Origin of the sequence: Idiomarina xiamenensis 10-D-4, from assembly GCF_000299895.1 — a bacterium.
GTDB lineage: Bacteria > Pseudomonadota > Gammaproteobacteria > Enterobacterales > Alteromonadaceae > Idiomarina > Idiomarina xiamenensis.
In genome coordinates this window covers 101,382-127,157 of record NZ_AMRG01000008.1, presented here as the reverse complement: position 1 = coordinate 127,157, position 25,776 = coordinate 101,382, and the positions used below count along the sequence as shown (strand labels likewise).

The following is a 25,776-nucleotide window of genomic DNA, read 5'->3' as shown; positions in this document are numbered from 1 at the left end:
TCTTAGGTGGAAACGCATGCAGTATTTCAAGCCTCAGCAAGTTGTCATGGCGATTTTGGCTATGGCTGTGGGCAGTTTTGGCATTGGTATTGGTGAGTTTGTGATCATGGGACTGTTGCCCAATGTGGGCAGCGACTTTGGTATGGACGATACGCAAACCGGTTATCTCATCAGCTTATACGCGTTGGGCGTGGTGGTCGGGGCACCGCTGATCACCATTAGTTGCGCGCGCATTCCGCGCAAACCGATGTTACTTGGGTTAATGCTCGTGTTTGCCTTAAGTAATTGGCTAAGTGCCGCCGCCGAAAGCTTCACCGGCTTGATGGTATTGCGTTTTATTAGCGGCTTACCGCATGGCGCCTTTTTCGGAATTGCCTGTTTGGTGGCGGCAGATATGGTAACGCCGAAAAGGCGAGCGATGGCGGTCACTTGGGTGATGATGGGATTAACCATAGCGGTATTGATTGGCAACCCGCTAGCGACTTGGTTTGGACAGCTCTTTAGCTGGCGCGATGTATTCCACGCGGTAGCCTTGATCGCGTTGTTGACGGTGCTATTGGTATGGTTAGTAGTGCCGGTTAATCCCAACGAACAAGCCAGTTCACCACTACAGGAGATGGGCGCGTTAAAGAACGAGCAAGTCTGGCTAACACTAGCCATCGGCGCGATTGGTTTTGGTGGTATGTTTGCCGTGCTGAGTTACATTGCATCAACCGTTACCATCAGCGCCGGCGTCGATGAATTTTGGGTGCCTGTGGCGCTGTTGGTATTTGGCGTTGGTTCTTTAATTGGCAGTCTGACCGGTGGTTGGGCCGCTGACCGCAGTTTAAAGCGCACTATCGGCGGCTCGCTATTGTGGAGTGCGTTGGTGCTGGCGTGTTTTCCGTTGATGATTTTTTCGTTATGGACGTTACTGCCGATGGTGTTATTAGTGGGAACCGTGACCGCGCTGGTGCCCGCCTTACAAATTCGTCTGATGGATGTGGGTGGCGAAGCACAGACGCTGGCCGCTTCGTTAAATCATTCGGCGTTTAATTTAGCTAACGCGCTCGGCGCCTGGTTGGGTGGGTTAGCCATCATGACCCCGCTGCAGTATCAAGCGACTGGTTGGGTAGGCTGTGGCTTGGCACTGGCTGGATTCCAACGCCAAGCAGCGCAGTCGCCAGCCGCATTTCGCCGCTACTCGTCTGTAACCTTTGCGGCGTTTGCCGTTAAGCGGCTAGGAGGTTGGTCGGTCTCGGCTTTATTTAAGCGCGTACCGGCCTCGACCTTGTGGTAGCTGTCTAAGCCGGAAATGGCAACGCTAGCTAACTGCTGGTGGTCAATAAAGCCGTCGTCGGCAACCGCTGTTTCATCAATCTGCACCCACTCAACTTCGCCGACCACCAAGGCAGTGCCGTTATGCTGAATTGGCATAACCTCAATTAACTTTAAACCACAGCTCAAACGACTCTCTTTCACATGTGGCGCATGAAAGCCATCAACATAGTCTTCGCTAAGCTGACAAGCTTCGAATTCGGACTGTTTGCGCGGATAACGGGCTGAGGTTTGATGGGCCGCCTCTAGTATCTCACTGTGCACTTGGTTGATGGTGTACACACCGGTTTCTTCGATGTTTTCCAGTGTATGTCGCTCGACCGAATGGGGGCGAGTCATAAAGCCTAACATGGGAGGATTACTACCGAGATGTATGACCGAACTCACAATCGCTAAATTCGTTTGTTGATGGCGATCTTTGGTGCCAATTAAATTAGCACTTTTAAAACCCGGTAAGCCATTAACAAAATGGGCACGCTGGGTATCGTCCATATCTGCCAGATCTTGCAGTTTAAAACACTTCATATTTTCGCCTTTTGCTGATCAGAGAAGCAAAGCCTCTGCGGTGTTTAGTTTGTACGTGAATGCGTTGCTGAGGGATCGTTGGGATGGCGATTAACGGCAAAATTTGGCATTATGCGCACTCTTTCTTGAGGAATAGGTGTCGGTATGCAGCCAGTTAATATTTTATGCATCAAATGGGGGCAAAAATATGGTCCCGATTACGTCAATACCTTGTATTCGATGGTCAGCCGTAAACTGCAGCGTGAGTTTCGCTTTGTTTGCTTGACCGACGATGTCGACGGTATTCGTGAAGAGGTCGAGGTGAAGCCGATTCCGAAAGTTGGATTCGACGATTTTGACCAGCGTAAGCCTTGGACTTTTGCGCACGGTTGGCTAAAGCTGACTTGCCTAGCGGATCCGCTGTATGACTTAACCGGGCCGACGCTATTCTTAGACTTAGATATCATCATCGTCGATGAATTGGATAAGTTTTTTGAACCCGAGGGTGAGTTTTTCGTGATCAAAGAGTGGGATAAGTCGGATGCCACCGGTAACACCTCGGTGTTTCGCTTTGAAGCTGGCGCACACGCCGACGTTATTGAACACTTGAAGCAAGACCCTGAGGGCTCGCGTAAGCATGTGCGTAATGAGCAGGAGTTTATTACCCACTTTATCGCCGAGCAGGGCAAGCTTAAGTATTGGCCCGAGCAGTGGTGCCGTAGCTTTAAACGCCATTGTATTCGACCATTCCCGCTGAGCTTTTTTCAGCAGCCGCGTATTCCTAAAGACGCTAGCGTGATCATTTTTCACGGTAAGCCGCACCCTGACGATGCGTTGGCGGGACGCAGTGGTAAGTGGTATCGCAAGGTGTTACCAACCACTTGGATTGCTGAGCATTGGCGGTAATTGATGCGCTACTGCTTGGCCGCTTATCGGCTTGCCATGATTATCGCGCTACCGGCGATTTTTGCGTACTTATGGTGGCGCGGCCGCCGCGCGCCTGAGTATCGTCAGCGCTGGCGCGAGCGCTGCGCACGTCAAGCAATGCCGGTGCAGCAACGCGACGGTATTCTGATCCATAGCGTGTCGGTGGGCGAAACTGTGGCCGCACGCGCGCTTATCGACGCGCTTATTGAGCGTTATCCGCAATTACCGATCACCGTTACGTGTATGACACCGACCGCATCGGCACTGATTCAACGGCTGTTCGGCGAGCGCATTTATCACTGTTATTTACCGCTTGATAGCCGCGCCGCAACGCAGCGTTTTATGCAGCGCTTGGCTCCGCGAGTGGTGCTGGTGATGGAAACCGAGCTGTGGCCAAACTTATTGCTGCAGGCACAAAAACGTCATATTCCGGTGGCATTGTTAAATGCACGCTTATCGGCGCGCTCAGCACGAGGCTATACCCGTATTGGCCGCTTAATGCGGCCGTGTTGGCAACAACTGGCATTAGTTGCTGCGCAAACCCAGGCTACGGCAAGACGTATGCGTTGTTTAGGTGTCGGTGACGCCGCTTTGCAAGTAGCGGGCAACCTCAAGTTCGATATCACCGTCGCGGCCAGTGTGCATGCTAAGGCGGCGAGTTGGCGGCAAGCGTTACAGCAACGACCGGTGTTAGTGGCAGCCAGTACCCATCAAGGCGAAGACGAGCAGGTGCTGGTAGCGTTTGCTGAGGTGTTAAAACAACAGCCGGATAGCTTACTGATTTTAGTGCCGCGTCATCCTGAGCGTTTTCAGCGGGTAGCGCAATTGACACTAGATAGCGGTTTTCGAATGCAATGTCGTAGTCAGACAGCCGTGCATGAGTTACAAGACGACACGCAAGTGTTGCTTGGCGATAGTATGGGCGAACTGATGCAGTGGTATGTGGTTGGCGATGCTTGCTTTGTCGGCGGCAGTTTGATTGAGCGTGGTGGACACAATCCGTTGGAGCCGGTTGCCGCCGATTGCGCGGTGGTATCGGGGCGCCATGTCTTTAATTTCGACGAGATTTATCGTCGACTAGCGCAGTTTAACGCGCTGTGTTGGGCAACCGACGCACAACAGTTGGCACAGCAGTGGTTAAGGTTGTTGAATCAGCCCACCCAACGCCAACAACAATGTTTAAACGGTAAGCGTGGCTTTAGTCAAAGCCAAGGCGCGACAGAGCGCATGCTGACGATGCTTGAGCGATTGATCCCGGCACGTGTTTATCAGCCCGGCGAGACTGATGCGGCGCAACCGAATGGTAATGATAGGACACTAAAAATGATGGAAACAAAACAAGTTGGCAAACAGGAAATCTGGTTTGACCCACGCGTGGTAGAGGATGTGCCATCGGCGTTTTTTAGACCTGCATATTGGCAACAACAAAAAGCGATAGCCGGAAATGCTACCGGTCGCAGTACCGTGTGGTTTATTCAGCAGGGCGATCAAGGCATGCTATTGCGTCACTATTACCGTGGCGGTTTGGTCGGTAAAGTTAACAAAGACCGCTTTATGCGTGAGCCGGTGGCGAATAGCCGGGCGATGCGTGAGTTTAGTTTATTACTGAAGTTGCGTGAGCTGGGGCTGCCAGTACCCAGACCGATTGCGGCTAGTATGGTGCGTTGTGGTTTAATGAGCTACCGGGCCGACATTTTGGTGGATGTGATCCCCGGCGCGGTAGATGTATACCGCTTATTACGTGAGCGGGCGTTGTCAGAGGCACAATGGCAGACCTTGGGACAAGCGATCCGGCAGTTGCACGATAAGCAAGTTTATCACTCAGACTTAAACTGTCATAACCTGATGTTGGATGACAAAGAGCGCGCTTGGGTGGTTGATTTTGACAAGTGCGATATTCGTGAAGATGGCGAATGGAAACAAGCGAACTTGCAACGCTTATTGCGCTCGTTACGCAAAGAGCAGCAAAAACATGATGATTTTAATTGGCAAGAGCAGCGTGATTGGGCGCCGCTCTTGCAAGGTTATCAAGGTCATCAATAGCGCTTAAACCTGATCGCCATTATGGGCTGCTAACATAGGTCGGTTTTACCCGCTCATCGGGGTAGCAGCCCAATAATTTTATAAAGCGGGTCGACGCCTTCAATTGTCCATAAGCTTGTTGCCACTCTGGCGCTTGTTCGTGCACTAATACATCTACATAAAATAATTCTTCCCACGGGTTACCTGGCATCGGCCGCGATTCTAATTTACTCATACTGATATTTTGCTGACGCAAGATCATCAAGGCGTCCACCAGTGCTCCGGGTTGATTATGGGTAGCCATGATCAGGCTTGTTTTAGCGGGTAACTGGGCGGCAACTTTGCAACCGTGACGGCTGACCAGAATGAAACGCGTTTGGTTGTCGCGTTGATTGGCTAACTGATGGTCAATGGCTTCAAGTTGGAACAGCGCGGCAGCGCTACCCGGACCGATAGCGGCGACGTCATTGCGCTCACTAGCGGCAATGCTAGCCATGGCGTGCGCCGATGAGGAGCTACTGTGACACGTTATCGAGGTTAAACAATCCAGTTGTTCTGAGCACTGACTGAGTGCCTGAGGGTGTGCATAAACATGGCGAATATCGGCTTTTTCGGTGCCCGGTTTAACCAGCAAGTGGTGGTCGACATCTAAGTAGGTCTCGGCAACAATCATTAAGTGAGTATGACGGAGTAAGTCATAAACATCGGTAATTGAACCTGAGGTACTGTTTTCTATCGGTAGAATACCCAGTTCGGCATGACCCAGCTCGACCTGCTTAACGATCTCGGCAAAGCTATCGCAGCTGATGCCCTGCATCGCGGCTTGGCGGCGATTAGCATACCCCTGCGCGGCTAAATGTGAGTAGGTACCGGCACTGCCTAAATGGGCGATGCTCAAGTGACTATGATGGCCTAGTGGGTGCAGGTGCGCTTGTTGTAACAGCACCGAGTCTTCGATAATTAAATGAAACAGCCGGGTCAGATAAGCGGCATCCAGATCTAAGGCTTTACCTTTTTCGATAAGGCTGAGTAACAACGATGCTTCGCGCTCGACATCGCGTACATGTTTGTCGCTTTGTGCTTTATAGTTGGCAACCGCTAGCGCGAGTTTGCGTCGCGCAGCTAATTGTTGCAGTAAGCAGTCATCGACACTCTCAATTTGTTGTCTTAGTTCGACTAATGACATGATATCTATCCCCGTAAGTTAGCTGTCATACCGCTATGAGTCGTTGGTTTACTCGGCCTAAAACGAAAAAAGCCTCCGCGATGGAGGCTTTGGACGTTGTTTGTTGTTATGCGCACGCTATCCTTGCCTCTTGTGGGAAGCAAAAAAGAAAAACGAAAAATAGCGAGGTGTTTGCATATTCATATTTTCAGCATGCCTGCAATTGCCTCAACAGGCAAGAAAAAACCGCCCATCGGGCGGTTTTTATCGTTGCAGTGGTTGCCCTGAATGGCAACTTACCTTAGTCGCGCGTTTGTCCGTTACCGGTGACCACGAATTTCTCAGTCGTCAGTGCTTGTAAGCCCATCGGGCCGTAAGCATGCAATTTACTGGTAGAGATACCGATTTCGGCACCCAAACCTAATTGCCCACCGTCTGAGAAGCGTGACGACGCATTGGCCATGGTGACTGCAGAATCGACTTCGCGAATGAAACGCGCTGCGGTGTCGTCATTCTCGGTACAGATCACCTCGGTGTGACCACTACCAAATTGTTGAATATGTGCCAGTGCATGTTCGTAATCGTCGACGGTACGCACGGCAATTTCTAACGCCAGATATTCTTCACCAAAGGCATCATCGGCAATTACGTCGGCGCCGTCAAAGTAGTCGGCACTGCGCTTGTCGGAATGAATGATGACGTCTTTTTCTGCCAGCGCCTTGGCTGCCATCGGCAGAAACTTATCGGCGATTTGCTGGTGCACCAAGACACCTTCTAATGCATTGCACACGCCGGTACGGTGAGTTTTGCCATTCACCAGTAGCTTTAAGGCTTTGTCCAAATCGGCATCGTTATCGACATACAGATGACAAACACCCTTGTAATGCTGGATCACAGGGATTTTACTGTTGTCGCTGACAAAGTGAATTAGCCCTTCACCGCCACGCGGGATAACCAAATCAATATCATCTTTCTGCTGCAATAATTGCAGCATCAAATCGCGGTCAGGGGTGGGCACCACGGTGATAACATCTTTCGGCAAATTGCTATTCTCTAATGCTTCATGCAGCGCCGCCGCAATTGCTTTGCTGGTTTCTATTGCTTCGCGACCGCAGCGTAAAATGACTGCATTACCTGATTTAAAGCACAATGCGCCAGCATCAGCGGTGACATTTGGACGTGCTTCGTAGATCATGCAAATGACGCCGAGAGGAATACGCATTTTTTCGACTTTAATGCCGTTAGGGCGTTCATCTAGCAAATAACGGTCGCCGACCGGATCTTTTAACGCAATGATTTCTTCAATGGCGGTCGCCATGCCTTCTATGCGCTCTTGGTTTAGCTGTAAACGATCAAGCATGGCATCGCTGAGGCCTTTTTCGCGACCCGCTTGCATGTCCTTTTCGTTGACTTTCAAAATCTCATCTTGGTGCTGGCGCAAGGTGTCTGCCATACGTTGCAGCACTTGGTTTTTATCCTGCTCAGATAAGTTGGCTACGGCGCGCGCAGCGACAGCAGCACGTTTAGCAATATCCTTCGCTAATTCCTGACTCATACATCCTCCAAGATCATTAAATCGTCACGGTGAATCACTTCGGTGATTGGGCTATAACCAAACTGCTCAGCAATCTCACTGGTTTGCTGCCCTTTAATGTGCATTAACTCATGTGCACTATACTGACAAATGCCTTTAGCAATGGCTTCGGTGCTTTCTGCACTACGCACCAGCACCGCGTCGCCGCGATTAAAGTCGCCTTGCACATCGACAATACCAGAGCTCAACAGCGAGGCTCCTTTTTGAAGTAAGGCGTCAACGGCTCCCGCATCGACTAAAATTTCGCCCTGCGAGACCAGCGTGTGACGTAGCCAATGCTTTTTATTACTGATTGGGTCGTCCTGACGACGGAACAAGGTGCCGGGATTCTCGCCTTGCAATAAGTGTTCAAAGGTTTCGCCTTTGCGACCATTGACAATATAAGTATCGATGCCGTGTGAGGTCGCTTTCTCAGCCGCCTCGACTTTGGTACGCATACCACCAGTGGCATTCTTGTTGGTGGTGCCGCCGGCGAGCGCAAAAATGCTTTCATCAATTTTGTCGACCACCGGAATCTTCTTCGCGTCTGGATCCAGACGCGGATCGGCATCAAATAAGCCGTCGATGTCAGAACAAATAAATAGTGCGTCGGCATCGACTAAGGTTGCCACCATCGCCGCTAAGTTATCGTTATCGCCGACTTTCATTTCGTCGGTCGCTAAAGCGTCATTTTCGTTGACGATAGGTAGCACGTTGTGTTCTAACAATGTGTGCAAAGTATTTCGAATACTAACGTATCTGGCTCGGTCGCGCAGATCGCTGTGGGTCATTAACACCTGTGCGCAGGGGAAATCGAAAAAACGTGACCAATTTGCCATCATATCGTTTTGGCCAACTGCGGCCATCGCTTTGCGTACCGGGATGGGTAATTGATCGTGTTGCGTTTCAATGTGCTTGCGTCCTGCAGCTACGCTTCCTGAAGAACATAAAACAACTTCTTGGCCGCGTTCGCGACACTCAATAATAAAACGAGCAATGGCTAGTAAGTACTTTGAGCTAGTACCGTTAACGTCGGGTGCAATCAGTGCGCTACCGACCTTAATGACGGCGCGTCGCCACGGTGGCGTTTTCATTAGTGACTCCCTTTTATTGAATTCGTTAGTATACTAACAGATTTGCCGTTGTACTGCTAGCAAGCTTCATAAAGCAAAGCTATTGTCAATATTTTAGTCATAAATCGGCTGGATAGATCACAAAAACAAAAAAGCCGCCGTAAAACTGATGTTAACAGCGGCTATTTAGATAATTCGGCGTGCAGCGCAGGTGGTGGAACTGCTGCGCTGTCGTTTAGCTTAGCGTAGACAGAGATATTACGGTGCTGGCGGGGTATAACCCTCGATTTTCACGTCTTTGCCTTCAAATAAGAAAGCGACCATTTGTTCTTCTAAAAATTGGCGGTCATCGGCAGCCATCATATTTAAGCGCTTTTCGTTGATTAGCATGGTTTGCTTTTTCTGCCATTCGGCCCACGCTTGTTTTGATATGTGGTTATAAATACGCTCGCCCAGCTCGCCCGGATACAGTTGAAAGTCCAGACCCTCGGCTTCTTTATTCAAGTATTCACAATAAACGGTTCGAGCCATGCTTAACTACTCCTCAGTAAAATCGGCGATATGCATCGCTAAAAATAAGCTTAGTTTAACTGTTGCAGCTGTTGAAGCAACTTAACCGCTGGTTGCGGTAAGCCGAGTTCGCCTGGATCGTGAATGTCGACCCAACGCTGCTGGTGTTCATTGACGTTATTTGATGTGTCGCTATCAATATCGATTAACAGCGGCTGTATCTGTAAATGAAAATGACTAAAGGTGTGTCGAAAAGGGGGGAGTTCGAGTATCTGTTCGCTATTGTAATGATTTGCAGCCAACCAATCCGAAGCGGCATCTTCGGTATTTGGAAAGTTCCACAGTCCGCCCCATAAGCCGGTGCTGGGTCGTTGCTCGAGTAATATCTGCTTGCCGCGCCGCAGAATCAAGAACTGAGTGGTACGCGTCGGCAACTGTTTTTTGGGCTTCTTGCCGGGGTAGTCGCTGATTTGTTGCTGCTGATAGGCAAGGCAATCAGCAGCAATCGGACACTGCTGACATAATGGCTTGCTGCGCTTACAGATCATCGACCCCAGATCCATCATGGCCTGATTATAAGCAGCAACGTCACTAGCTTGTGCGGTGAGTTGTTCCGATGCCGACCACAGCGCTTTCAGTGTAGCGCTTTGGCCTGGCCAGCCGGCGACAGCTAAATAGCGAGCTAGCACGCGTTTAACGTTGCCGTCTAGAATAGCGGCGGGTTGCTGCATGGCTAACGAGCGTATTGCTCCTGCGGTCGAACGACCAATGCCGGGTAATGCTTCTAATGCCTGCTGTTGCTCGGGGAAGTTGCCTTGATGCTGTGTGACGATCACCTGCGCGGCTTTGTGCAAATTGCGCGCGCGGGCGTAATAGCCCAAGCCGGTCCAGTAATGCAGTACTTCATCCTGCTGCGCCTGCGCTAACTGCTCGACGTCGGTAAAGCGAGCCATAAAGCGTTGGTAATAGGGTATCACGGTAGCAACCTGAGTCTGCTGCAGCATGGTTTCCGAGACCCACACTCGATAAGGCGTTTTCTGTTGTTGCCAAGGCAGCGATTTGCGTCCGTGTTGGTAATACCAATCAATAACCCTCTGGGTGAACAGGTCATCCTGCTTGGTCGATAGCGTGTCAATCATCTGAATCTCATACGGCAAATTACATATTCATTGCTATAATTGAACCATTCTAACGCTTTTTGCGTAAGAAGTTCATACAAGTTCAGGTAAGTCGTATGCTGCTGATGGTGTGTAAAGATAGCGAAAACCACTGAAACTAAAGGGTTTAGTTGTCTATCATACACAAAAGACTTCGGCGCACAGTTACCGCGATGCGACGTTTTGCCCTACAGGGAATTTAATTGCTAGTACAAAAGGAGTACTTCATGAAGCGTTTATCCTTACTAACACTTGCTATCATCGGTGCATCTGCGATGCAACCAGCTTTAGCACACGATAAGCAAGGCGATTATGGCGACTTTTACTTTGGTGCACGCTTAGGTGCTTTTGATACCGATAGTGACCGCTTTGCAGTTAAAGACGGCGCAGCATTTGACTACAGTAGTGGTATCAATACTTTCACTGGCGGCTTAGAGTTAGGTCATCGGTTGACTGAGGCATGGGAAGCTCGTCTGTATTATGATTATTTGCAGGGTAGCTTGCGTGGCACCAGCAGCGATGCCTATGGCGATGCCTTTGGTGTCGATGTGTTGTATAACTTCAAGAATAACGTCTATGCGGGTTTAGGTATTAACCGTACTCGTTTAGAAGGTTTTGATGATACTTTCCTGCGTGGTACCGTCGGTTATCGCCAGTTTTTCAATAATAACTGGGCGTGGCGTGTCGAAGGTGGTGTTCAGCAGAATGATGGTAATTTAACTGAGTACTTTACCAACGTAGGTGTGCAGTATTTCTTTGGCAACACCTATAACGATAGCTATCAGGAAGAGCGTCCGCAAACGCGTCCGCAACCTGAGCCTGCGCCTGCAGCTGCACCAGTCGATAGTGATGGCGATGGTGTTCCCGATAGCCGCGACAAGTGTCCCAATACGCCGGCTAGTTATTCGGTGGATAAAGACGGCTGTATCATTTATCGCAACGAAACCGTTAAGCGTGAATTAGTGATTGAGTTCCCGTTTGACTCGTACGAAATTCGTGACGGTTATGACGATGACATTCGTAAAACCGCAGATTTCATGAAAGAGCATCCGCAACTGGATATCATGATCAATGGTCACACTGACCAGACGGGTCCTGCAGAATACAACCAGTGGTTGTCTGAGCAGCGTGCGAAAGCGGTTGGTGAGCGTATGATCAATAACTACGGCATCGCTAAGCAACGTGTACAGTGGAAAGGGTACGGCGAGAACCGTCCTAAAAACTCTGGCGAAACCAAAGCCCAGCGTCAAGAAAACCGCCGTATCGAAGCTGAGCTGAAAGTGACCGAGCGGGTACCTGTTAAGAAAAATTAATCGGTAATCGCTAAGCTTACTTTAGAATTAAGCAATTAAAGGCGCGACAAACTTGTTTTTGTCGCGCCTTTTTGCATAATGAGCGGCTTAAAATTTGCCCGTCAGTGAATCAATCGGAGCCTGAATTGCATGAGTGAGTTTAAATCTGCTGCTGAAGCCGCCGCAGCTGGCAAATACGTGCGTACCGTACGCAGTTTTGTAAAACGCGAAGGGCGTTTAACCAAAGGTCAGCAGGCAGCCCTGAGTCGGCAATGGCCGCACAAGGGATTACAACTCGCTGATGGGCTTTTAGCGTGGTCTGACGTTTTTGCCAATGACCATCCTGTGGTTTTAGAAATTGGTTTTGGCATGGGCGATTCATTGGTAAAAATGGCTCAGGCTGAGCAGCAGCACAACTTTGTTGGTATCGAAGTACACACTCCTGGCGTTGGCGCTTGTTTATTGCTGGCTGAGCAAGCCGGGGTTGAGAATTTACGTGTGTTCGATGATGACGCCGTCGAAGTTCTTAAGCAGTGTGTTGCCGACCACAGCCTGTCTCGGGTACAGATCTTTTTCCCCGACCCTTGGCACAAAAAGCGCCATCATAAACGCCGCATCATACAGCCTGAATTTATTGCCTTATTAGCGCAAAAGCTGAAAGTCGGCGGTGTCTTGCATCTCGCTACCGACTGGCAAAATTATGCCGAACATATGTTAGCGGTAATGTCTGCCAGCAGCGATTTTAGCAACTTATCCAGCAGCGGTGATTACATTCCTCGTCCTGAGAATCGGCCACTGACGAAATTCGAGCAACGTGGACATCGCTTAGGCCATGGTGTTTGGGACTTACAGTTTACTCGCGTGAGTCAATAACCGCTGTTCAATCGACCAATTGATCAAGGATATTATTCAAAAAGCGACGCCCTAACGCCGTACACTGCCAGTGTTCGGCGTTTTCTGTTAGCAACCCTTGTGTTTTTGCCCGCTTTAGGGCTTGCTCGGCAGTGCTCAGTGGCAGTCCGGTACGTTCGGTAAATTGACGTTTAGCGGTCGGTTCTAATAAACGTAACTGATTCATAAAAAACTCAAATGGCCGTTCTGTCTCTTCGACAGGCCAGGTGCGGTAGCGTTGTGAGCGGGTTAAATCAAGATAGCCTTGCGGATGTTTGACTTTTTCACAGCGGATGATCTGTTGCTGCTCAGCGAGTGTGATCTTGCTATGAGCGCCGCAGCCGATGCCTAAATAGTCACCAAATTGCCAATAATTACGGTTATGCTGGCTCTGATGGCCGGGCTTTGCATAGGCACTGACTTCGTATTGCTGATAGCCCGCCTCGGCTAACCGTTGTTGGCCTCGCTCATAAATTTCTGCCAGCGTATCGTCCTCGGGTAACTGTGGTGGGCGACTGGCGAACGCGGTGTTGGGTTCAATGGTCAATTGATACCACGATATATGAGGTGGTTGCAGAGCAATTACACCGTCTAAATCGGCCATCGCGGCAGCAATGCTTTGGCCGGGTAGGCCGTGCATTAAGTCCAGATTAAAACTTTGCAATGCTAAGCTTTGTGCGTGGCTTGCGGCGGCACGAGCTTGTTGTGGGTCGTGAATGCGGCCCAATGCGCTTAACTGCTCAGCTTGTAAGCTTTGTACACCTATTGATAAGCGGTTAACACCCGCCTCGACAAAGCCGGCGAAGCGTTCTGTTTCAAAAGTGCCGGGGTTAGCTTCTAGGGTAATTTCAGCCTTATCGGCAAAGCCAACTTGTTGCTTTATGCCTTGCAGCAAGCGAGCGATACCCTCAGCACTGATAAGGCTGGGGGTGCCGCCGCCAATAAAAATGCTGTGCAGCGGGCGCCCTTGCACCCAAGATAAATCTGCCTGTAGGTCATCTAACAAGCGGCTAATGTAGGCCGCTTCCGGTATCTGGCCTTTGAGACTATGCGAGTTGAAGTCGCAATAAGGGCATTTTTGTACACACCAAGGAAAGTGCACGTACAGCGACAGTGGCGGTAAGCTCAGCATTAGCGTGCCGTCAATTGCGTTAACAGTTGTGCCAGCGCTTGACCACGATGACTGAGTTGCTGCTTTTGTTCACGCCTCAGCTCCGCTGCGGTACACTGCTGCTCTGCTAACCAAAATATCGGGTCATAACCAAACCCTTGAGTACCTTGTACTTGATGGTGAACCAGCCCCTGCCAGCGACCGTGACAAATGATCGGTGTCGGGTCGTTAGCGTGACGAACAAATACCAGCACGCAATGGAACTGTGCTTGGCGTTCTGCCGCAGGTACGTCGCGCATCGCGTTTAGTAATTTTTGTACATTGTCACTATCGCTAGCGTTGACACCGGCGTAGCGGGCAGAATAAACGCCAGGAGCACCGGCTAGTGCATCAACCGCTAAGCCAGAGTCGTCGGCGATTGCCGCTAAGCCGGTTTGTAAGGCGGCGTGACGTGCTTTGATCAGCGCATTCTCAACAAAAGTGACAGCGGTTTCTTCGGCGTCATCAAAGCTCCAGTTGGATTGTGGTGAGACTTGCCAGTTTAGCGGTTCGAGCATGGCTTGTAATTCGCGTACTTTACCGGGGTTACTGGTGGCAAGCACAACTTCGAACGGTTTCTCTGACATGACTACCTCTGACGGTCTACGAAATAAAAAACGACGATAAAATCAGCAGCAATTATACGGGAAAACCATGCCAACGTGGTACTATCATGATTATGCAAGAGTTTCAGCATCAACTAGGACGTTTTCGGTAAGTTATGGATTATACCAGTACAGTCATTCTCATTGTCGGCTGCTTGTTTTTATTCAGCATTTTAGCCACGGTGATTTCAAGCCGCTTAGGCGCACCATTATTGTTGGTGTTTTTATGTATTGGCATGCTGGCTGGCGAAGAGGGTTTGTTAGGGCTTAAGTTCGATAATCCTCAGTTAACTTTTTTATTAGGCTCAGTGGCGTTGGTCATTATTCTTTTTGACGGCGGTATGCGTACTAGTCCTGACCGTTTCCGGGTGGCGCTATGGCCCGCTATAAGTCTGGCTACCATTGGCGTGGCGCTAACTTGTGCAGGCATCGCTACAGCAGTGGTATTCTGGTTTGACTTACCTTGGACCGCTGGTTTGCTGTTGGGCGCCTTATTAAGTTCTACCGATGCGGCTGCGGTCTTCAGTATTTTTCAGTCGCGCGGTTTACGCATTAAAGACCGTGTGGCGTCTACCTTGGAAGTTGAATCGGGTACCAACGATCCGATGGCGGTGATTTTGACCATGACCATGACCATGGCGGTTGCCACCAATACCGACATGGCGCCATTGACATTGATCGGTGATGTCGCGATTCAGTTGATTGTCGGTTTACTGGGCGGCTGGCTCGGTGGTCACGCGTTTGTGCTGGCGGCACGCAAACTACCGCTTAGTTTCACCTTTTTTCCACTGTTAGCAATCGCTTCGGCGGTGGTGATTTTTGCGCTGACGAGCAAGTTTCACGGTAGTGGCTTTTTAGCGGTTTATTTGATGGGCTTTATCATTGGTAAGAGCCGCTTGTCGCAATTGGTGCATATTCTACAAGTACAAGATGGTCTGGCGTGGCTAAGTCAAATCATGATGTTTTTGATCCTGGGGTTATTGGTTACGCCGTCGCAGTTGATTGCGCACGCACCGTTAGCGCTGGGCGTCGCCTTAGTTCTGATTTTTGTCGCACGTCCATTAGCGGTGTTCTTATGTTTGCTCCCGTTTAGTTTTCCCTGGCGCGAGCAAGTCTTCATCAGTTGGGTGGGGTTGCGCGGGGCGGTTCCGATCATCTTGGCATTGTATCCGTGGTTAAGCGGTGTTCCCGATGAAGCTGTCTATTTTGATGTGGCGTTCTTCGTTGTCTTACTATCGTTGTTGGTGCAGGGCTGGACCATCGTACCGCTTGCACGTTGGTTAGGGCTTGAGGTGCCACCATCACCGCAGCCACAGCAGCGCATGCCGCTGGATGCAGTACCTAGCAATGATGCCCTAGAAGTTTGGGAGTTTGATATTCACAGTAAAACACCGGCCTGTGACCATACTTGGGAGCAGTTGAAGTTTACCGCGCCGGTAACCTTTGTTGGTGTACTGCGCGACGGCGAGTGGCTGCAACCAGCGATGAACCCCGTTATCCGGGAGGGTGACGCGCTATTAGTCGTTGCTCGAGTTATCGATGTTGATGCCATCAGCCGCGTGTTGTCGGCGCATGGTGAGCAACGTAAGCTCAACGAGACCGAGTTCTTTGGTGACTTTACCTTGCGGGCGGATCTCACCATCGCCGAGCTAGCGGCCATTTATCCGGTTGCTGAGCAAGGCGCAGAGTTAATGAGTACCACCATCGCCGATTATTTCAAGCAAGCGTTCCACCGTCGTGTGGTGGTCGGTGATAAGGTTAAATTGGGTAACTTCTATTTAACCGTGCGCGAGGTCAGCGAACAGGGTGAAATTGTCACCGTGGGTATCAAGTCGGCGGCAAGCTAAAAGCGTTTAATTGTCTAAATCGCTATAGAAGATTTGCGAAAAGCGCAGTTGATGCGATTGACGGCCATCCGTTAAATCAATGATAAAGCGCAGGGTTTCTGCATTGGTATAATTAACCTGCGCTAAATAATAAATGGCATCACCCTCTTTAACTTCTTTAAAGGCCAATTCTTGACGCTGGCCCAGGCTATTTAAAGCATAGCCAGATACGCCTGCAGCTTGTGCTGCCTGACTGCTGCTATCTAACAGCGAGATATTCACTACGCCTTTATAAGCGCTACGCTGTATACCATATTGGTTAGCGATTTCCGGGGTTAAAAAGGTTGCCGCGAAAGCAATGTAATGAACATCCCAAGCACCTAACGACTTCATATTTTGAGCCTGACTTAGTGGGCTTAATAGCAGTGTTGTCAGTAGCATGAGGGTAGATATTACGCGCATAAAAAAGGGTCCGAACAAGTATCGAACCCTCATTATAAAAGCTTGTTAACGGCTTTAAAAGCTTTTAGCCAGTAATCAATATGCGCAAGAATTGCACGATAATGATCAATATCAACACCGAAAAATCTAAGCCGCCAGCGGTCGGAATAATACGCCGGATGGGTGCTAACAATGGCTCGGTTAGCTGTGCTAGCAGCATCTCCATGGGGTTATAACCCTGCGAAAACCAGCTCAAAATCGCCCGAATAATCAGTACCCAAAACAGCAAGCTTAAAAATGCTGCTAGCAGCACAATCGGTGCGTTAAGTAATATGGCTGGAATCGATATACCACCATAATTAATCATCAATATAGCGGCCACTTTTAACGCCGCCACCAGTAACGCGACCACTAATGCCGCTAAATCCAGCCTGCCGAGCACCGGTAAAATCGTGCGTAACGGTTTCACCAGCGGGTTCGTGGCTTTCACCACAAATTGACTGAGTGGGTTGTAATAATCGGCCTGCACGGCTTGTAACCAAAGCCGTAAAATGACCACCATTAAATACAGCCCAATCAGTGTTTCTACTAAAAAATGCAGCGCATTATTCATAACCGGTCCTTAAAATAATTCGGCCATCTCTTGGTTGCGTTTTACCGCTGCCTTGACCGCAGTCTCTGAAATACCATCAAGATCGGCATTTTGGTAGGCTTCCACGCCTTTAGCAGTGGAGCCACCTTTACTGGTGACTTGAGCGCGTAACTCAGCCAATTCCAGCTCGCTGGCCTTTGCCATTTCGGCGGCGCCTAAGCAAGTTTGTTGTACCATTTCGCGCGCTTTGGCGGTATCAAAACCTAAACTGACAGCGGCTTTTTGCAAGCCTGCCATGAATTCAAAAAAGTAGGCCGGACCGCTACCGGCAACCGCGCCCAAAATGTCGAGTTGGTCTTCGTCGCTAACCCAAAGGGTTTCGCCAACGCCGTCAAAAACCTCGGTAATATAAGCTTTATCAGCGTCGTCTACGCGTTCATCGGCGACTAAACCTGACATCCCTTTGCTGACTAACGATGGGGTATTTGGCATAACGCGGATAATACGAATATCATCGTTCAAATACTGTCGATATTTCGGCATACGAATACCGGCGGCAATCGTAATAATGAGTTTTTCCGATAAGTTATCAACACTTGCTTGGAGTGCTGCGCACACGTCTTTCATTAACTGCGGTTTGACCGCGAGTACAATCACATCGGCTTGTTGAGCAATTTCGGCGTTATCTTGGCTGGTGTTGACGGACAACGTCGATTGCATTTTTTCTAACTTGGCGGAGCTAGGATTACTGACAAAAATCTGCTCGGCGGGATAACCACTGCTGACCATTCCTCCAACAATGCTTTGTGTCATGTTGCCAGCACCAATAAAGGCAATCTTACGAATATCTGTCATAATTCTCCCCTTGTTAACAGCGTCGCTGTATTCATTTATCTTGCACCAAAAATAGCGCTACCGATGCGTACCATAGTAGCACCCCCAGCAATCGCTTGCTGGAGATCCTGTGACATGCCCATCGATAAGGTATCTACTTGATCATATTGGGTCGCTAGCGCAGAAAACAAGGTGCGCATGGCGCTGTAGCTGTGTTCGTCGGCGTGTTTACTGGGTATCGCCATAATGCCGCGCAAGCACAGCCTATCGCAATGCTCCACAATAAACTGCGCGAGCCCGATTAGTTGCTCTGGCTGCACGCCGGATTTACTACTTTCGTCATCGATGTTGACTTGAATCAATACCTGTAGAGGCGGTAAATGAGACGGACGTTGCTGATTTAAGCGCTTGGCGATCTTGTCGCGGTCGATGCTTTGCACCCAGTCAAAATGTTCAGCCACGTCGCGGCTTTTATTGGACTGTATGGGACCAATGAAATGCCAGACAATATCGCTACAGACTGTCTGCAATTGCTGCACTTTAGCGACGCCTTCTTGCACATAATTCTCGCCGAAAGCACGCTGTCCGGCGGCATAGGCTTGTTCGATAGCGTCGGCGGGCTTGGTTTTACTGACCGCCACCAAGTTGATGTCGGCAGCGTCGCGCTGAGCCGCGGCCGCCGCTTGGCGAATTTCTGCGCGCACCTGAGTCAGGTTATCTGCTATCTTATTAGACATGCTGCGTCCTGCTGTAAACTGATTATCGGAACAATACATGGATCTTAACCAATTACTGTCATTAAGTGTCAAACAAAACGCCTCTGACTTGCACCTAGCCGCTGGCTCACCTCCTCGTTTACGTATCGATGGCGATATTAGACCGCTGCAATTACCTGAGCTTGATCACGCGACTGTCACCGATATGATGTACGGCATCATGAATAAGCGTCAGCAACAGCAATATGAACAAGAGCTAGAGTGCGACTTTTCCATCGCGGTCGACAACGTCGCACGCTTCCGCGTTAACGTGTTTACTCAGCAACACGGTATCGCCGCGGCTTTTCGTACCATTCCTGCTGAGGTGTTGAGTCTAGAGCAATTACAAGCGCCTGCTATTTTTCAACAAATCGCACGTTTACCACGAGGTCTCGTGCTAGTAACTGGCCCGACTGGCTCGGGTAAGTCGACCACGTTAGCGGCGATGGTGGATTATATTAATCGTGAAACCTCGCAGCACATTTTGACAATTGAAGATCCGATTGAATTTGTGCATCAACCCCAGCGTTGTTTGATTAATCAACGCGAAGTGCATCGTGACACACTCAGTTTCGCGGCGGCGTTACGCTCGGCGTTGCGGGAAGATCCGGACGTTATCTTGGTGGGCGAGATGCGCGATTTAGAAACCATTCGTCTGGCACTGACGGCGGCGGAGACGGGGCATTTGGTGTTGGGTACGCTGCACACCACTTCGGCCGCTAAAACCATCGATCGTATTATTGACGTTTTCCCCGGCGATGATAAACCGATGGCGCGCTCAATGTTATCGGAATCGCTACGTGCCGTTATTTCGCAGACGCTGTTGAAGCGACAACAGGGCGGGCGTATTGCTGCCCATGAGATCATGATGGGCACCGCGGCGATTAAAAACTTGATCCGCGAAGATAAAGTGGCACAAATGTACTCAGCTATTCAGACCGGTGCCAATGCCGGCATGCAAACGCTCGATCAAAGCTTACAAAAACTGTTAGCCGCGGGCGAGATCAGCCGTGATGATGCCCAAGCTAAAGCGGTCAGTCGCGAGAGTTTTGCGCCATGAGCAAGCGCGCTTGCTGGCCCGGTTTAACACAAACCATGCGTTGCGGCGTTTTATGGTTGCTGTTGGGCTGCGGGTTGCCAGTGGTGACATGGGCGCAGGGGCAGGTGCCCAGTATCGCCGCCAAGCAAGCGCAATATACTCGTATCGAATTTAGCTGTTGTTTAGCTCATGACCGGTCACAGCCGGTCTGGCAGGCCATTAGCCGCTCTGATCCCGATGTTTTTCTGCTGCTGGGGAACGCGCTCAATATTGACGCCGACGATATCGATGATATGCGTTCCGCTTATGACGTATTGGACCGTTATCGTGGTTTACGGCAAACCCGCTTAAATTCGTTGTTAATGAGTATATGGGGCGCTCAGGATTATGCCATTGCTGATGCCGATGGACGTACTAATGGTGAACGTTTTGCGGTGCGCAATTTATTTTTAGATTACTGGCGTGAGCCGCTAGCGAGTGGTCGTCATTATCAACAGCAGGGCATTTATAAGAGCGTAGTGGTAGGGCAGGCGCCGCAACGCGTGCAGATTATTTTGTTAGATAGCCGTTGGAATCGACAGTCGCTCACTACGCGATCTTGGTGGCAGCGGTTGCAGGCTTGGTTTAATGATCAGGGGCGCTGGCAGCAGAATAACAGCGATGAGTTGCTCGGTGAGAGCCAGTGGCAATGGTTAAATGAACAGTTGCAAGTGCCCGCTGAGGTGCGCATTGTTGGCAGTAGCGAAGCATTCTTAAGTGATTTTGACGGTCATGATAATTGGTCAGCTTATCCCGCCGCTCAGCAGCGGCTTTTTCGAACACTGCGAGACAGCCGTGCAAATGGGGTGGTGTTAGTGGCTGGCTCAAAGCGTTATGGCGACTTATCGGTGCATCAAGGTGCCGTTGATTATCCGTTATGGCAAATCAGTTCCGGCAGCATCAATCGAGGCGGTGGCGCTGTCAGTGCAAACCGTTATCGTCAAGGCAAGGCCTACCCTGAAGCGCATTATGGTCGTATTGAAATACAGTGGGCTAACCAGCAACCGCAGTTGCTACTCAGTGTGCGTGATATCGACGGACGCGTTCTGCAACAACAGCAGTTGGCGTTGCAAACCTTAACCGCTGATAATTAAAATGCGACTGATTAATGCCAAAAAAGCCGCATTCAGGTAAACTAAGCGGCGATTTTCATTAGCAGTTAGCGGCAGGTTTATGCGCGTATTAGGTATCGAAAGTTCTTGTGATGAAACCGGTATTGCTATTTACCAAAGCGAGCAAGGTTTATTGGCTCATCAGCTTTATAGTCAGGTTAAACTGCACGCCGATTACGGTGGTGTGGTACCTGAACTGGCATCGCGCGACCACATTCGTAAAACACTGCCGTTAATTGAAGCGGCGTTACAGCAAGCCCAATTAAGCGCCGAAGATATTGATGGCGTAGCTTATACCGCTGGACCCGGGCTGGTTGGCGCGTTGTTGGTTGGCGCCTGTATTGGGCGCAGCCTTGCTTATGGTTGGGATAAACCAGCCGTCGCGGTGCATCATATGGAAGGCCATTTACTGGCACCTATGTTAGAAAGCCCTCGTCCGCAGTTTCCCTTTGTTGCTCTGCTAGTCTCCGGTGGACATACGCAGCTAGTGCGTGTCGACGGTATTGGCAGCTATCAATTATTAGGCGAATCGGTGGATGATGCCGCCGGTGAAGCCTTTGATAAAACGGCAAAATTAATGGGGCTGGATTATCCCGGAGGACCGCGCCTGGCCAAACTAGCCGAGCAAGGCCGTAGCGGTATTTATCAATTTCCCCGACCGATGACCGACCGCCCGGGTTTAGACTTTTCCTTTAGTGGTTTAAAAACCTTTGCAGCGAATACTATTGCTGCCGCCGATGATAGAGAACAAGCACGCGCCGACATTGCTCGTGCTTTTCAAGAGGCGGTAGTCGATACCTTGGTCATTAAATGCCGTCGAGCACTGAAACAAACTGGATTAAAGCGGCTGGTGGTTGCTGGCGGTGTTAGTGCTAATCAGTACCTGCGCGAGACCTTACAGCAAACCATGAATAAGTTGTCAGGGGAGGTGTTTTATCCGCGGCCAGAATTCTGTACCGATAACGGTGCTATGATCGCTTATGCCGGGTGCCAACGATTGTTAGCAGGTGAGCGTGCTGATACCGCCATTAAAACCTATCCACGCTGGCCGTTAGCCGACTTAGCGCCGCTTAAATGAACCTTCTTGACCCTTAGCCAAACGTAAGATGTTGGCTTGATGGCGCCAAAGTATCAGTAGCGATATCATGATCACGGGTACGGTGTATTTGGGTTTTATCCAGTAGGCATAAAATGGTGCCAAACTGACCGTGATCAGGGCTGCTAACGAGGAAACGCGGCTGATACGGAACACGATAACCCAGGTCGCGATGAGTAATAATGCCATTTCCCAAGCTACCGGGAACATAGCGCCTAAGGCTGTAGCAACGGCTTTGCCACCGCGAAAGTGAAAGTATAACGGAAAGATATGGCCCAAGCAGGCGGCCACCGCGATGATACCTAAAAAGAACGGTTCAATACCTAAGTAATAAGAACTCCATACCGGCAGCATACCTTTAAGCACATCAAACACCAGCGTCAAAATAGCTGGCCAGCGGCCTCCGATTCGATAAACGTTAGTCGCGCCGGGATTTTGCGAACCGGATTGGCGGGGATCGGGTAATCCCATGACACGACAGATCAGTACCGCGCTGCTGATAGAGCCGAACAGGTAGGCAATAATGATCATTAATAGAGTCAATGCGCTCATCGGGGTTCGTTTCGTCGATAACTTACGTTAGTATTCGTTGCCGTAAATAAAAGCCTTTATCGCAACAGCATAGAAATTTGCGTGCCGATAGTAAAAAATAGGCTCATTCTCACTGATATCATCAGCATAAGTAGTATATCTGTGAATTTCCACGTTCGAAAGGCAAGATAAGAGAATAATCGTGACAGATCAGGTTCTGATAGAGGCATTACGCGTCGATACCGTCATCGGCGTTTATGAGTGGGAGAAAACCATTCAGCAAACGTTAGTGATCGATGTCGTGATGGACTGCGACAACCGTCCAGCGGCAGAGCAGGACAATATTGACTTGGCTGTTGATTATGCCCGCGTGAGTGACGCTATAACCGAATTACTGCAAGCGCAACCGCGGCAATTGATCGAGACTGTTGCCGAAGATATTGCCAAGCTGGTGTTACAACAATTTGCCGTGCGCCAAGTGCAGGTCAAAGTGGCAAAACCCGCCGCGGTTGCCGCCGCGCAACAGGTGGCGGTGCGTATTAGCCGTCAGGCTAACGAGTATCAGTAACGCCAGTGGCTACCATACTATTAGGTATCGGTTCGAATATTCAGCCTCAACAGCACATTCCTGCTGGTGTGTTGGCACTGCAAGGCGTGTTCGCGCAGGTAGCTTGGTCACGGGTATACCAAAGCCCGGCGGTGGGCTTCGACGGCGCTGATTTTTATAATTTAGTGCTGCGTGCACAGACCGAGCAAAGCCCGCAAGCGGTAGTCGCGCATTGCAAAGCCATTGAAGCGCAGTTTGGCAAAGCCAACGATGCGCCGAAATTTAGCTCGCGGAACTTAGATATTGATTTACTGCTCTATGATGATTGGGTCAGCCACGGCGCGCTTGACGTGCCGCGCGCTGAAATTTGTGAAAACGCCTTTGTACTGAGGCCATTAGCCGAACTCGAACCGACTCGTCAGCATCCTACGTTAGCGCTCGATTTAGCCAGCCTGTGGTCACAACACCCACAATTTGCTCAGGGTGGTGAGTTAAAGGCGTTACCCGATGACTGGTTAGCGCAGCGCTTAGCGGCTCTACTATGAACAGCATGACTACAAGGAATACTCGTTAATGAGCGTAATTGATGCTATTTATCTTGCAATCATTCAAGGCCTTACTGAATTTCTACCGATTTCAAGTTCAGCCCATCTGATTTTACCCTCACATGTGTTGGGTTGGCAGGATCAAGGCTTAGCGTTCGATGTCGCTGTGCACTTAGGCACGCTAATCGCCGTGGTAAGCTATTTCCGACAGCAAGTCTGGGCATTACTTAGCGGCTGGTTTGCCTCGCTTGGCGGGCGTCATAGCGTCGCCTCACGGCAAGCTTGGTTGATTATTTGGGCGACGATACCGGCTGGTTTAGCTGGCTTATTCGGCAGTGATTTAGTCGAGCACTGGGCGCGTTCGATAGCGGTTATTGCGACCACCACCATTGTCTTTGGTCTGCTGTTGTGGTGGGCTGACCGTCGCGCCAGCAACCAAGGTCTGCAGATGACCGAACTGTCCTTAGCACAAGCGTTGTTCATCGGTGTGGCCCAGGCTATCGCCTTGATCCCTGGTACTTCGCGCTCGGGAATAACCATGACCGCAGGACTCATGCTGGGAATGGCGCGTGAACAAGCGGCTAAGTTTTCTTTCTTGCTGTCGATTCCGATCATCGTCATGGCCGGTGGTTATCAAGGGCTAAAATTAGCGCAGCAGCCACAAACCGTCGAGTGGTTGCCACTGCTCACCGGCGTTGTCGTATCGGCGATCAGCGCTTACCTCTGCATTCACTTCTTTTTACGCATCATCGAGCGTATGGGCATGCTACCGTTTGTGATTTACCGGTTGTTGCTGGGCATTGGGTTATTTTTATTTATTCTCATGTAGCTTGATCGTCGACACCACCGCGTGTTGGTGGGGATTGCTTTTTTTAGATAAAAAGTATCATCAACAGTTGGCTGCGCCGGTATTCCAAAAAATTTCGATGCTTTGCATCTAACCGACCTTTAACGAGTGTCTTATTCTTGAACAAGAGACATTAGTGAAATTTTCGAGGTGGTCTATGTCAGAGTTATGGATACCGATTCTGGGAATCGTATGTATTGCGTTAATCGTGCTTGCCAATTTGTGGCTTTCTGGGAGCGATAAAAAACGGCTACAGAAAACACTACAAAAACATATGGATAACGGTGGTGAACTGTCTCCAGACTTATTACGACAACTGGGTACTAATGTCAGCACTCATCGAGTCGACCGTCGTAGAGGTATTATTCTAGTAGCCTTAGGGCTTGCCTGTTTTACCGCTGGATTGATTAGTAACAATTTAATTGTAGGGGCTGTTTTCGGGGTTTTTCCGCTTTTCGTCGGCAGTGCGCTATGTATTTTAGTTCTTATCGACAAAAATGAATGATCAGGCGCTCATTACCCGCGTCATTGTTAATGATGATCACCATGCTTTTGCGACGTTAGTACGTAAGTATCAGCGTCCAATTCGTTTATTTTTAAGACGGTTGACCGCTGGCGATCACGCTCTCGCTGATGATCTCGCACAAGACGTATTTATCGCTAGCTACAATAAACTATCGAGCTACCGTGCCGAAGCGACTTTCAATACTTGGCTGCATAGCATTGCTTACCGTCTTTTTCTGAATGAAAAACGTAAACCTCATTATCAGAGAGAAACCGAGTTAGTCACTACACTGCATACCTTATCAACGCTGGATACGACTGAGAATGAACTTCTGATCGAGCGGTTGATGCAAAAATTGAGCATACCTGAACGTACCTGTATGACGTTAGCTTACAGCGCTGGTATGAGTCATCAAGAAGTCGTAGATGTTGTTCAGCTACCATTGGGAACGGTGAAGTCTCATATCAATCGTGCAAAGCAAAAGTTAACTCAGTGGTTAAAAAAAGATTAACTACGCCACAAGGAGGGCGACAATGACATTATTATCTAAACCAGACTTTAACGATATTTTGAGTTACAACGACGGGCTGTATCAGCAAGATAATTTTGTGACGACAGTGCTTGACGTGATTCAGCGTAGAAATAGAATTCGCAGACGGCTTCTGACGATAGCGTGGGTTGCTGCGGCAATTGTGGTGTTGCTGATGACTTGTCTTGCTCCACTAACTATTTGGCAACCGCTCAGCGATTTCATCATGCAGTTCCCAGTGCTGATAAGCTGCTCGATGATGGTGACAATAATGAGTGTCGTATTGTGTCTGGAGAGACCTAATCGCATCTAAACGGGTCCGTTGATGTGTCATAACTGTTATGACAATAGA

Annotated in this window: 28 protein-coding genes; 15 read left to right on the top strand and 13 right to left on the bottom strand. The window is 49.7% G+C overall.

Features of this window, described 5'->3' with window-relative positions:
- The first annotated feature begins 16 nt into the window (after positions 1-16).
- On the top strand, positions 17-1,279 hold the full coding sequence (locus A10D4_RS07735) for an MFS transporter (protein WP_008488789.1): 1,263 nt from the start codon (positions 17-19) through the stop codon (positions 1,277-1,279).
- Here A10D4_RS07735 and A10D4_RS07730 read toward each other — a convergent pair.
- Positions 1,180-1,842: a flavin reductase family protein gene (locus A10D4_RS07730; RefSeq protein ID WP_008488788.1), complete on the bottom strand. Its 663-nt coding sequence runs from the start codon at positions 1,840-1,842 to the stop codon at positions 1,180-1,182. The genes A10D4_RS07735 and A10D4_RS07730 overlap by 100 nt on opposite strands.
- A 144-nt stretch (positions 1,843-1,986) precedes the next feature.
- Between A10D4_RS07730 and A10D4_RS07725 the strand changes: the two genes are divergently transcribed.
- The gene (locus A10D4_RS07725) at positions 1,987-2,727 is read left to right on the top strand and encodes a hypothetical protein (RefSeq protein WP_008488787.1); all 741 of its coding nucleotides are present in this window, start codon (positions 1,987-1,989) and stop codon (positions 2,725-2,727) included.
- Between the two features lie 3 nt (positions 2,728-2,730).
- Complete coding sequence (gene waaA / locus A10D4_RS07720; RefSeq protein WP_008488786.1) at positions 2,731-4,791, top strand: lipid IV(A) 3-deoxy-D-manno-octulosonic acid transferase; 2,061 nt, start codon at positions 2,731-2,733, stop codon at positions 4,789-4,791.
- Positions 4,792-4,810: 19 nt separating this feature from the next.
- On the opposite strand, the gene A10D4_RS07715 is transcribed toward waaA, so the two are convergent.
- From A10D4_RS07715 to mutY, 5 genes are all read right to left on the bottom strand, one after another.
- The gene (locus tag A10D4_RS07715; protein ID WP_008488785.1) at positions 4,811-5,956 is read right to left on the bottom strand and encodes a chorismate mutase; all 1,146 of its coding nucleotides are present in this window, start codon (positions 5,954-5,956) and stop codon (positions 4,811-4,813) included.
- 280 nt (positions 5,957-6,236) lie between these two features.
- Entirely contained in the window at positions 6,237-7,490 is a 1,254-nt protein-coding gene (locus A10D4_RS07705) for a glutamate-5-semialdehyde dehydrogenase (protein WP_008488783.1), read from the bottom strand.
- Positions 7,487-8,602 carry a glutamate 5-kinase gene (proB, locus tag A10D4_RS07700; protein ID WP_008488781.1) on the bottom strand — a complete coding sequence of 372 codons (1,116 nt, stop codon included), beginning with the start codon at positions 8,600-8,602 and terminating at the stop codon, positions 7,487-7,489. The genes A10D4_RS07705 and proB overlap by 4 nt, the downstream gene beginning before the upstream one ends.
- Before the next feature lie 237 nt (positions 8,603-8,839).
- Positions 8,840-9,112 (bottom strand): oxidative damage protection protein, encoded by a 273-nt coding sequence (locus tag A10D4_RS07695; protein ID WP_008488780.1) that lies wholly within the window; start codon positions 9,110-9,112, stop codon positions 8,840-8,842.
- Between the two features lie 50 nt (positions 9,113-9,162).
- Positions 9,163-10,230, bottom strand: coding sequence for an A/G-specific adenine glycosylase (gene mutY, locus A10D4_RS07690; RefSeq protein WP_008488779.1), 1,068 nt, complete (start codon positions 10,228-10,230; stop codon positions 9,163-9,165).
- A gap of 245 nt (positions 10,231-10,475) precedes the next feature.
- Between mutY and A10D4_RS07685 the strand changes: the two genes are divergently transcribed.
- Positions 10,476-11,561: an OmpA family protein gene (locus A10D4_RS07685; protein WP_008488778.1), complete on the top strand. Its 1,086-nt coding sequence runs from the start codon at positions 10,476-10,478 to the stop codon at positions 11,559-11,561.
- Between the two features lie 129 nt (positions 11,562-11,690).
- Complete coding sequence (gene trmB / locus A10D4_RS07680; RefSeq protein WP_008488777.1) at positions 11,691-12,413, top strand: tRNA (guanosine(46)-N7)-methyltransferase TrmB; 723 nt, start codon at positions 11,691-11,693, stop codon at positions 12,411-12,413.
- 7 nt (positions 12,414-12,420) lie between these two features.
- Here the strand turns inward: trmB and hemW are convergent, their stop codons facing one another.
- Both hemW and rdgB read right to left on the bottom strand, forming a co-directional pair.
- Positions 12,421-13,560 (bottom strand): radical SAM family heme chaperone HemW, encoded by a 1,140-nt coding sequence (gene hemW / locus A10D4_RS07675; RefSeq protein WP_202801435.1) that lies wholly within the window; start codon positions 13,558-13,560, stop codon positions 12,421-12,423.
- A 2-nt stretch (positions 13,561-13,562) separates the two neighbouring features.
- Complete coding sequence (gene rdgB, locus A10D4_RS07670; protein ID WP_008488775.1) at positions 13,563-14,168, bottom strand: RdgB/HAM1 family non-canonical purine NTP pyrophosphatase; 606 nt, start codon at positions 14,166-14,168, stop codon at positions 13,563-13,565.
- A 134-nt stretch (positions 14,169-14,302) separates the two neighbouring features.
- On the opposite strand from rdgB, the gene A10D4_RS07665 reads away from it, so the two are divergent.
- Positions 14,303-16,033 carry a potassium/proton antiporter gene (locus A10D4_RS07665; RefSeq protein WP_008488774.1) on the top strand — a complete coding sequence of 577 codons (1,731 nt, stop codon included), beginning with the start codon at positions 14,303-14,305 and terminating at the stop codon, positions 16,031-16,033.
- A gap of 6 nt (positions 16,034-16,039) precedes the next feature.
- Here the strand turns inward: A10D4_RS07665 and A10D4_RS07660 are convergent, their stop codons facing one another.
- The 4 genes from A10D4_RS07660 to A10D4_RS07645 all read right to left on the bottom strand — a co-directional run bounded on the left by A10D4_RS07660 (position 16,040) and on the right by A10D4_RS07645 (position 18,616).
- On the bottom strand, positions 16,040-16,405 hold the full coding sequence (locus tag A10D4_RS07660; RefSeq protein ID WP_008488773.1) for a DUF4426 domain-containing protein: 366 nt from the start codon (positions 16,403-16,405) through the stop codon (positions 16,040-16,042).
- A 133-nt stretch (positions 16,406-16,538) separates the two neighbouring features.
- Complete coding sequence (locus tag A10D4_RS07655) at positions 16,539-17,066, bottom strand: YggT family protein (RefSeq protein ID WP_008488771.1); 528 nt, start codon at positions 17,064-17,066, stop codon at positions 16,539-16,541.
- Positions 17,067-17,075: 9 nt separating this feature from the next.
- Complete coding sequence (gene proC, locus A10D4_RS07650; protein ID WP_008488770.1) at positions 17,076-17,900, bottom strand: pyrroline-5-carboxylate reductase; 825 nt, start codon at positions 17,898-17,900, stop codon at positions 17,076-17,078.
- A 35-nt stretch (positions 17,901-17,935) separates the two neighbouring features.
- Positions 17,936-18,616 carry a YggS family pyridoxal phosphate-dependent enzyme gene (locus tag A10D4_RS07645; RefSeq protein WP_008488769.1) on the bottom strand — a complete coding sequence of 227 codons (681 nt, stop codon included), beginning with the start codon at positions 18,614-18,616 and terminating at the stop codon, positions 17,936-17,938.
- Positions 18,617-18,653: 37 nt separating this feature from the next.
- Here A10D4_RS07645 and A10D4_RS07640 point away from each other — a divergent pair, with 37 nt between their 5' ends.
- The 3 genes from A10D4_RS07640 (at position 18,654) to tsaD (ending at position 21,902) form a co-directional block, all read left to right on the top strand.
- On the top strand, positions 18,654-19,694 hold the full coding sequence (locus tag A10D4_RS07640; RefSeq protein ID WP_008488768.1) for a type IV pilus twitching motility protein PilT: 1,041 nt from the start codon (positions 18,654-18,656) through the stop codon (positions 19,692-19,694).
- Positions 19,691-20,806, top strand: coding sequence for an alkaline phosphatase D family protein (locus A10D4_RS07635; RefSeq protein WP_008488767.1), 1,116 nt, complete (start codon positions 19,691-19,693; stop codon positions 20,804-20,806). The genes A10D4_RS07640 and A10D4_RS07635 overlap by 4 nt, the downstream gene beginning before the upstream one ends.
- A gap of 79 nt (positions 20,807-20,885) precedes the next feature.
- The gene (gene tsaD / locus A10D4_RS07630; RefSeq protein ID WP_008488766.1) at positions 20,886-21,902 is read left to right on the top strand and encodes a tRNA (adenosine(37)-N6)-threonylcarbamoyltransferase complex transferase subunit TsaD; all 1,017 of its coding nucleotides are present in this window, start codon (positions 20,886-20,888) and stop codon (positions 21,900-21,902) included.
- On the opposite strand, the gene plsY is transcribed toward tsaD, so the two are convergent.
- Positions 21,885-22,472 carry a glycerol-3-phosphate 1-O-acyltransferase PlsY gene (gene plsY, locus A10D4_RS07625; RefSeq protein WP_008488765.1) on the bottom strand — a complete coding sequence of 196 codons (588 nt, stop codon included), beginning with the start codon at positions 22,470-22,472 and terminating at the stop codon, positions 21,885-21,887. The genes tsaD and plsY overlap by 18 nt on opposite strands.
- Positions 22,473-22,653: 181 nt before the next feature.
- Between plsY and folB the strand changes: the two genes are divergently transcribed.
- From folB to A10D4_RS07595, 6 genes are all read left to right on the top strand, one after another.
- Complete coding sequence (gene folB / locus A10D4_RS07620; RefSeq protein WP_008488764.1) at positions 22,654-23,019, top strand: dihydroneopterin aldolase; 366 nt, start codon at positions 22,654-22,656, stop codon at positions 23,017-23,019.
- Between the two features lie 5 nt (positions 23,020-23,024).
- Entirely contained in the window at positions 23,025-23,543 is a 519-nt protein-coding gene (gene folK / locus A10D4_RS07615; protein WP_008488763.1) for a 2-amino-4-hydroxy-6-hydroxymethyldihydropteridine diphosphokinase, read from the top strand.
- Positions 23,544-23,571: 28 nt separating this feature from the next.
- Positions 23,572-24,372 carry an undecaprenyl-diphosphate phosphatase gene (locus A10D4_RS07610; protein WP_008488762.1) on the top strand — a complete coding sequence of 267 codons (801 nt, stop codon included), beginning with the start codon at positions 23,572-23,574 and terminating at the stop codon, positions 24,370-24,372.
- Positions 24,373-24,547: 175 nt separating this feature from the next.
- Positions 24,548-24,895 (top strand): DUF6249 domain-containing protein, encoded by a 348-nt coding sequence (locus A10D4_RS07605; RefSeq protein ID WP_008488760.1) that lies wholly within the window; start codon positions 24,548-24,550, stop codon positions 24,893-24,895.
- On the top strand, positions 24,888-25,406 hold the full coding sequence (locus A10D4_RS07600) for an RNA polymerase sigma factor (RefSeq protein ID WP_008488759.1): 519 nt from the start codon (positions 24,888-24,890) through the stop codon (positions 25,404-25,406). Before A10D4_RS07605 ends, A10D4_RS07600 begins: the two co-directional genes overlap by 8 nt.
- A gap of 22 nt (positions 25,407-25,428) precedes the next feature.
- Complete coding sequence (locus A10D4_RS07595; protein WP_008488758.1) at positions 25,429-25,737, top strand: hypothetical protein; 309 nt, start codon at positions 25,429-25,431, stop codon at positions 25,735-25,737.
- Positions 25,738-25,776: the final 39 nt, after the last annotated feature.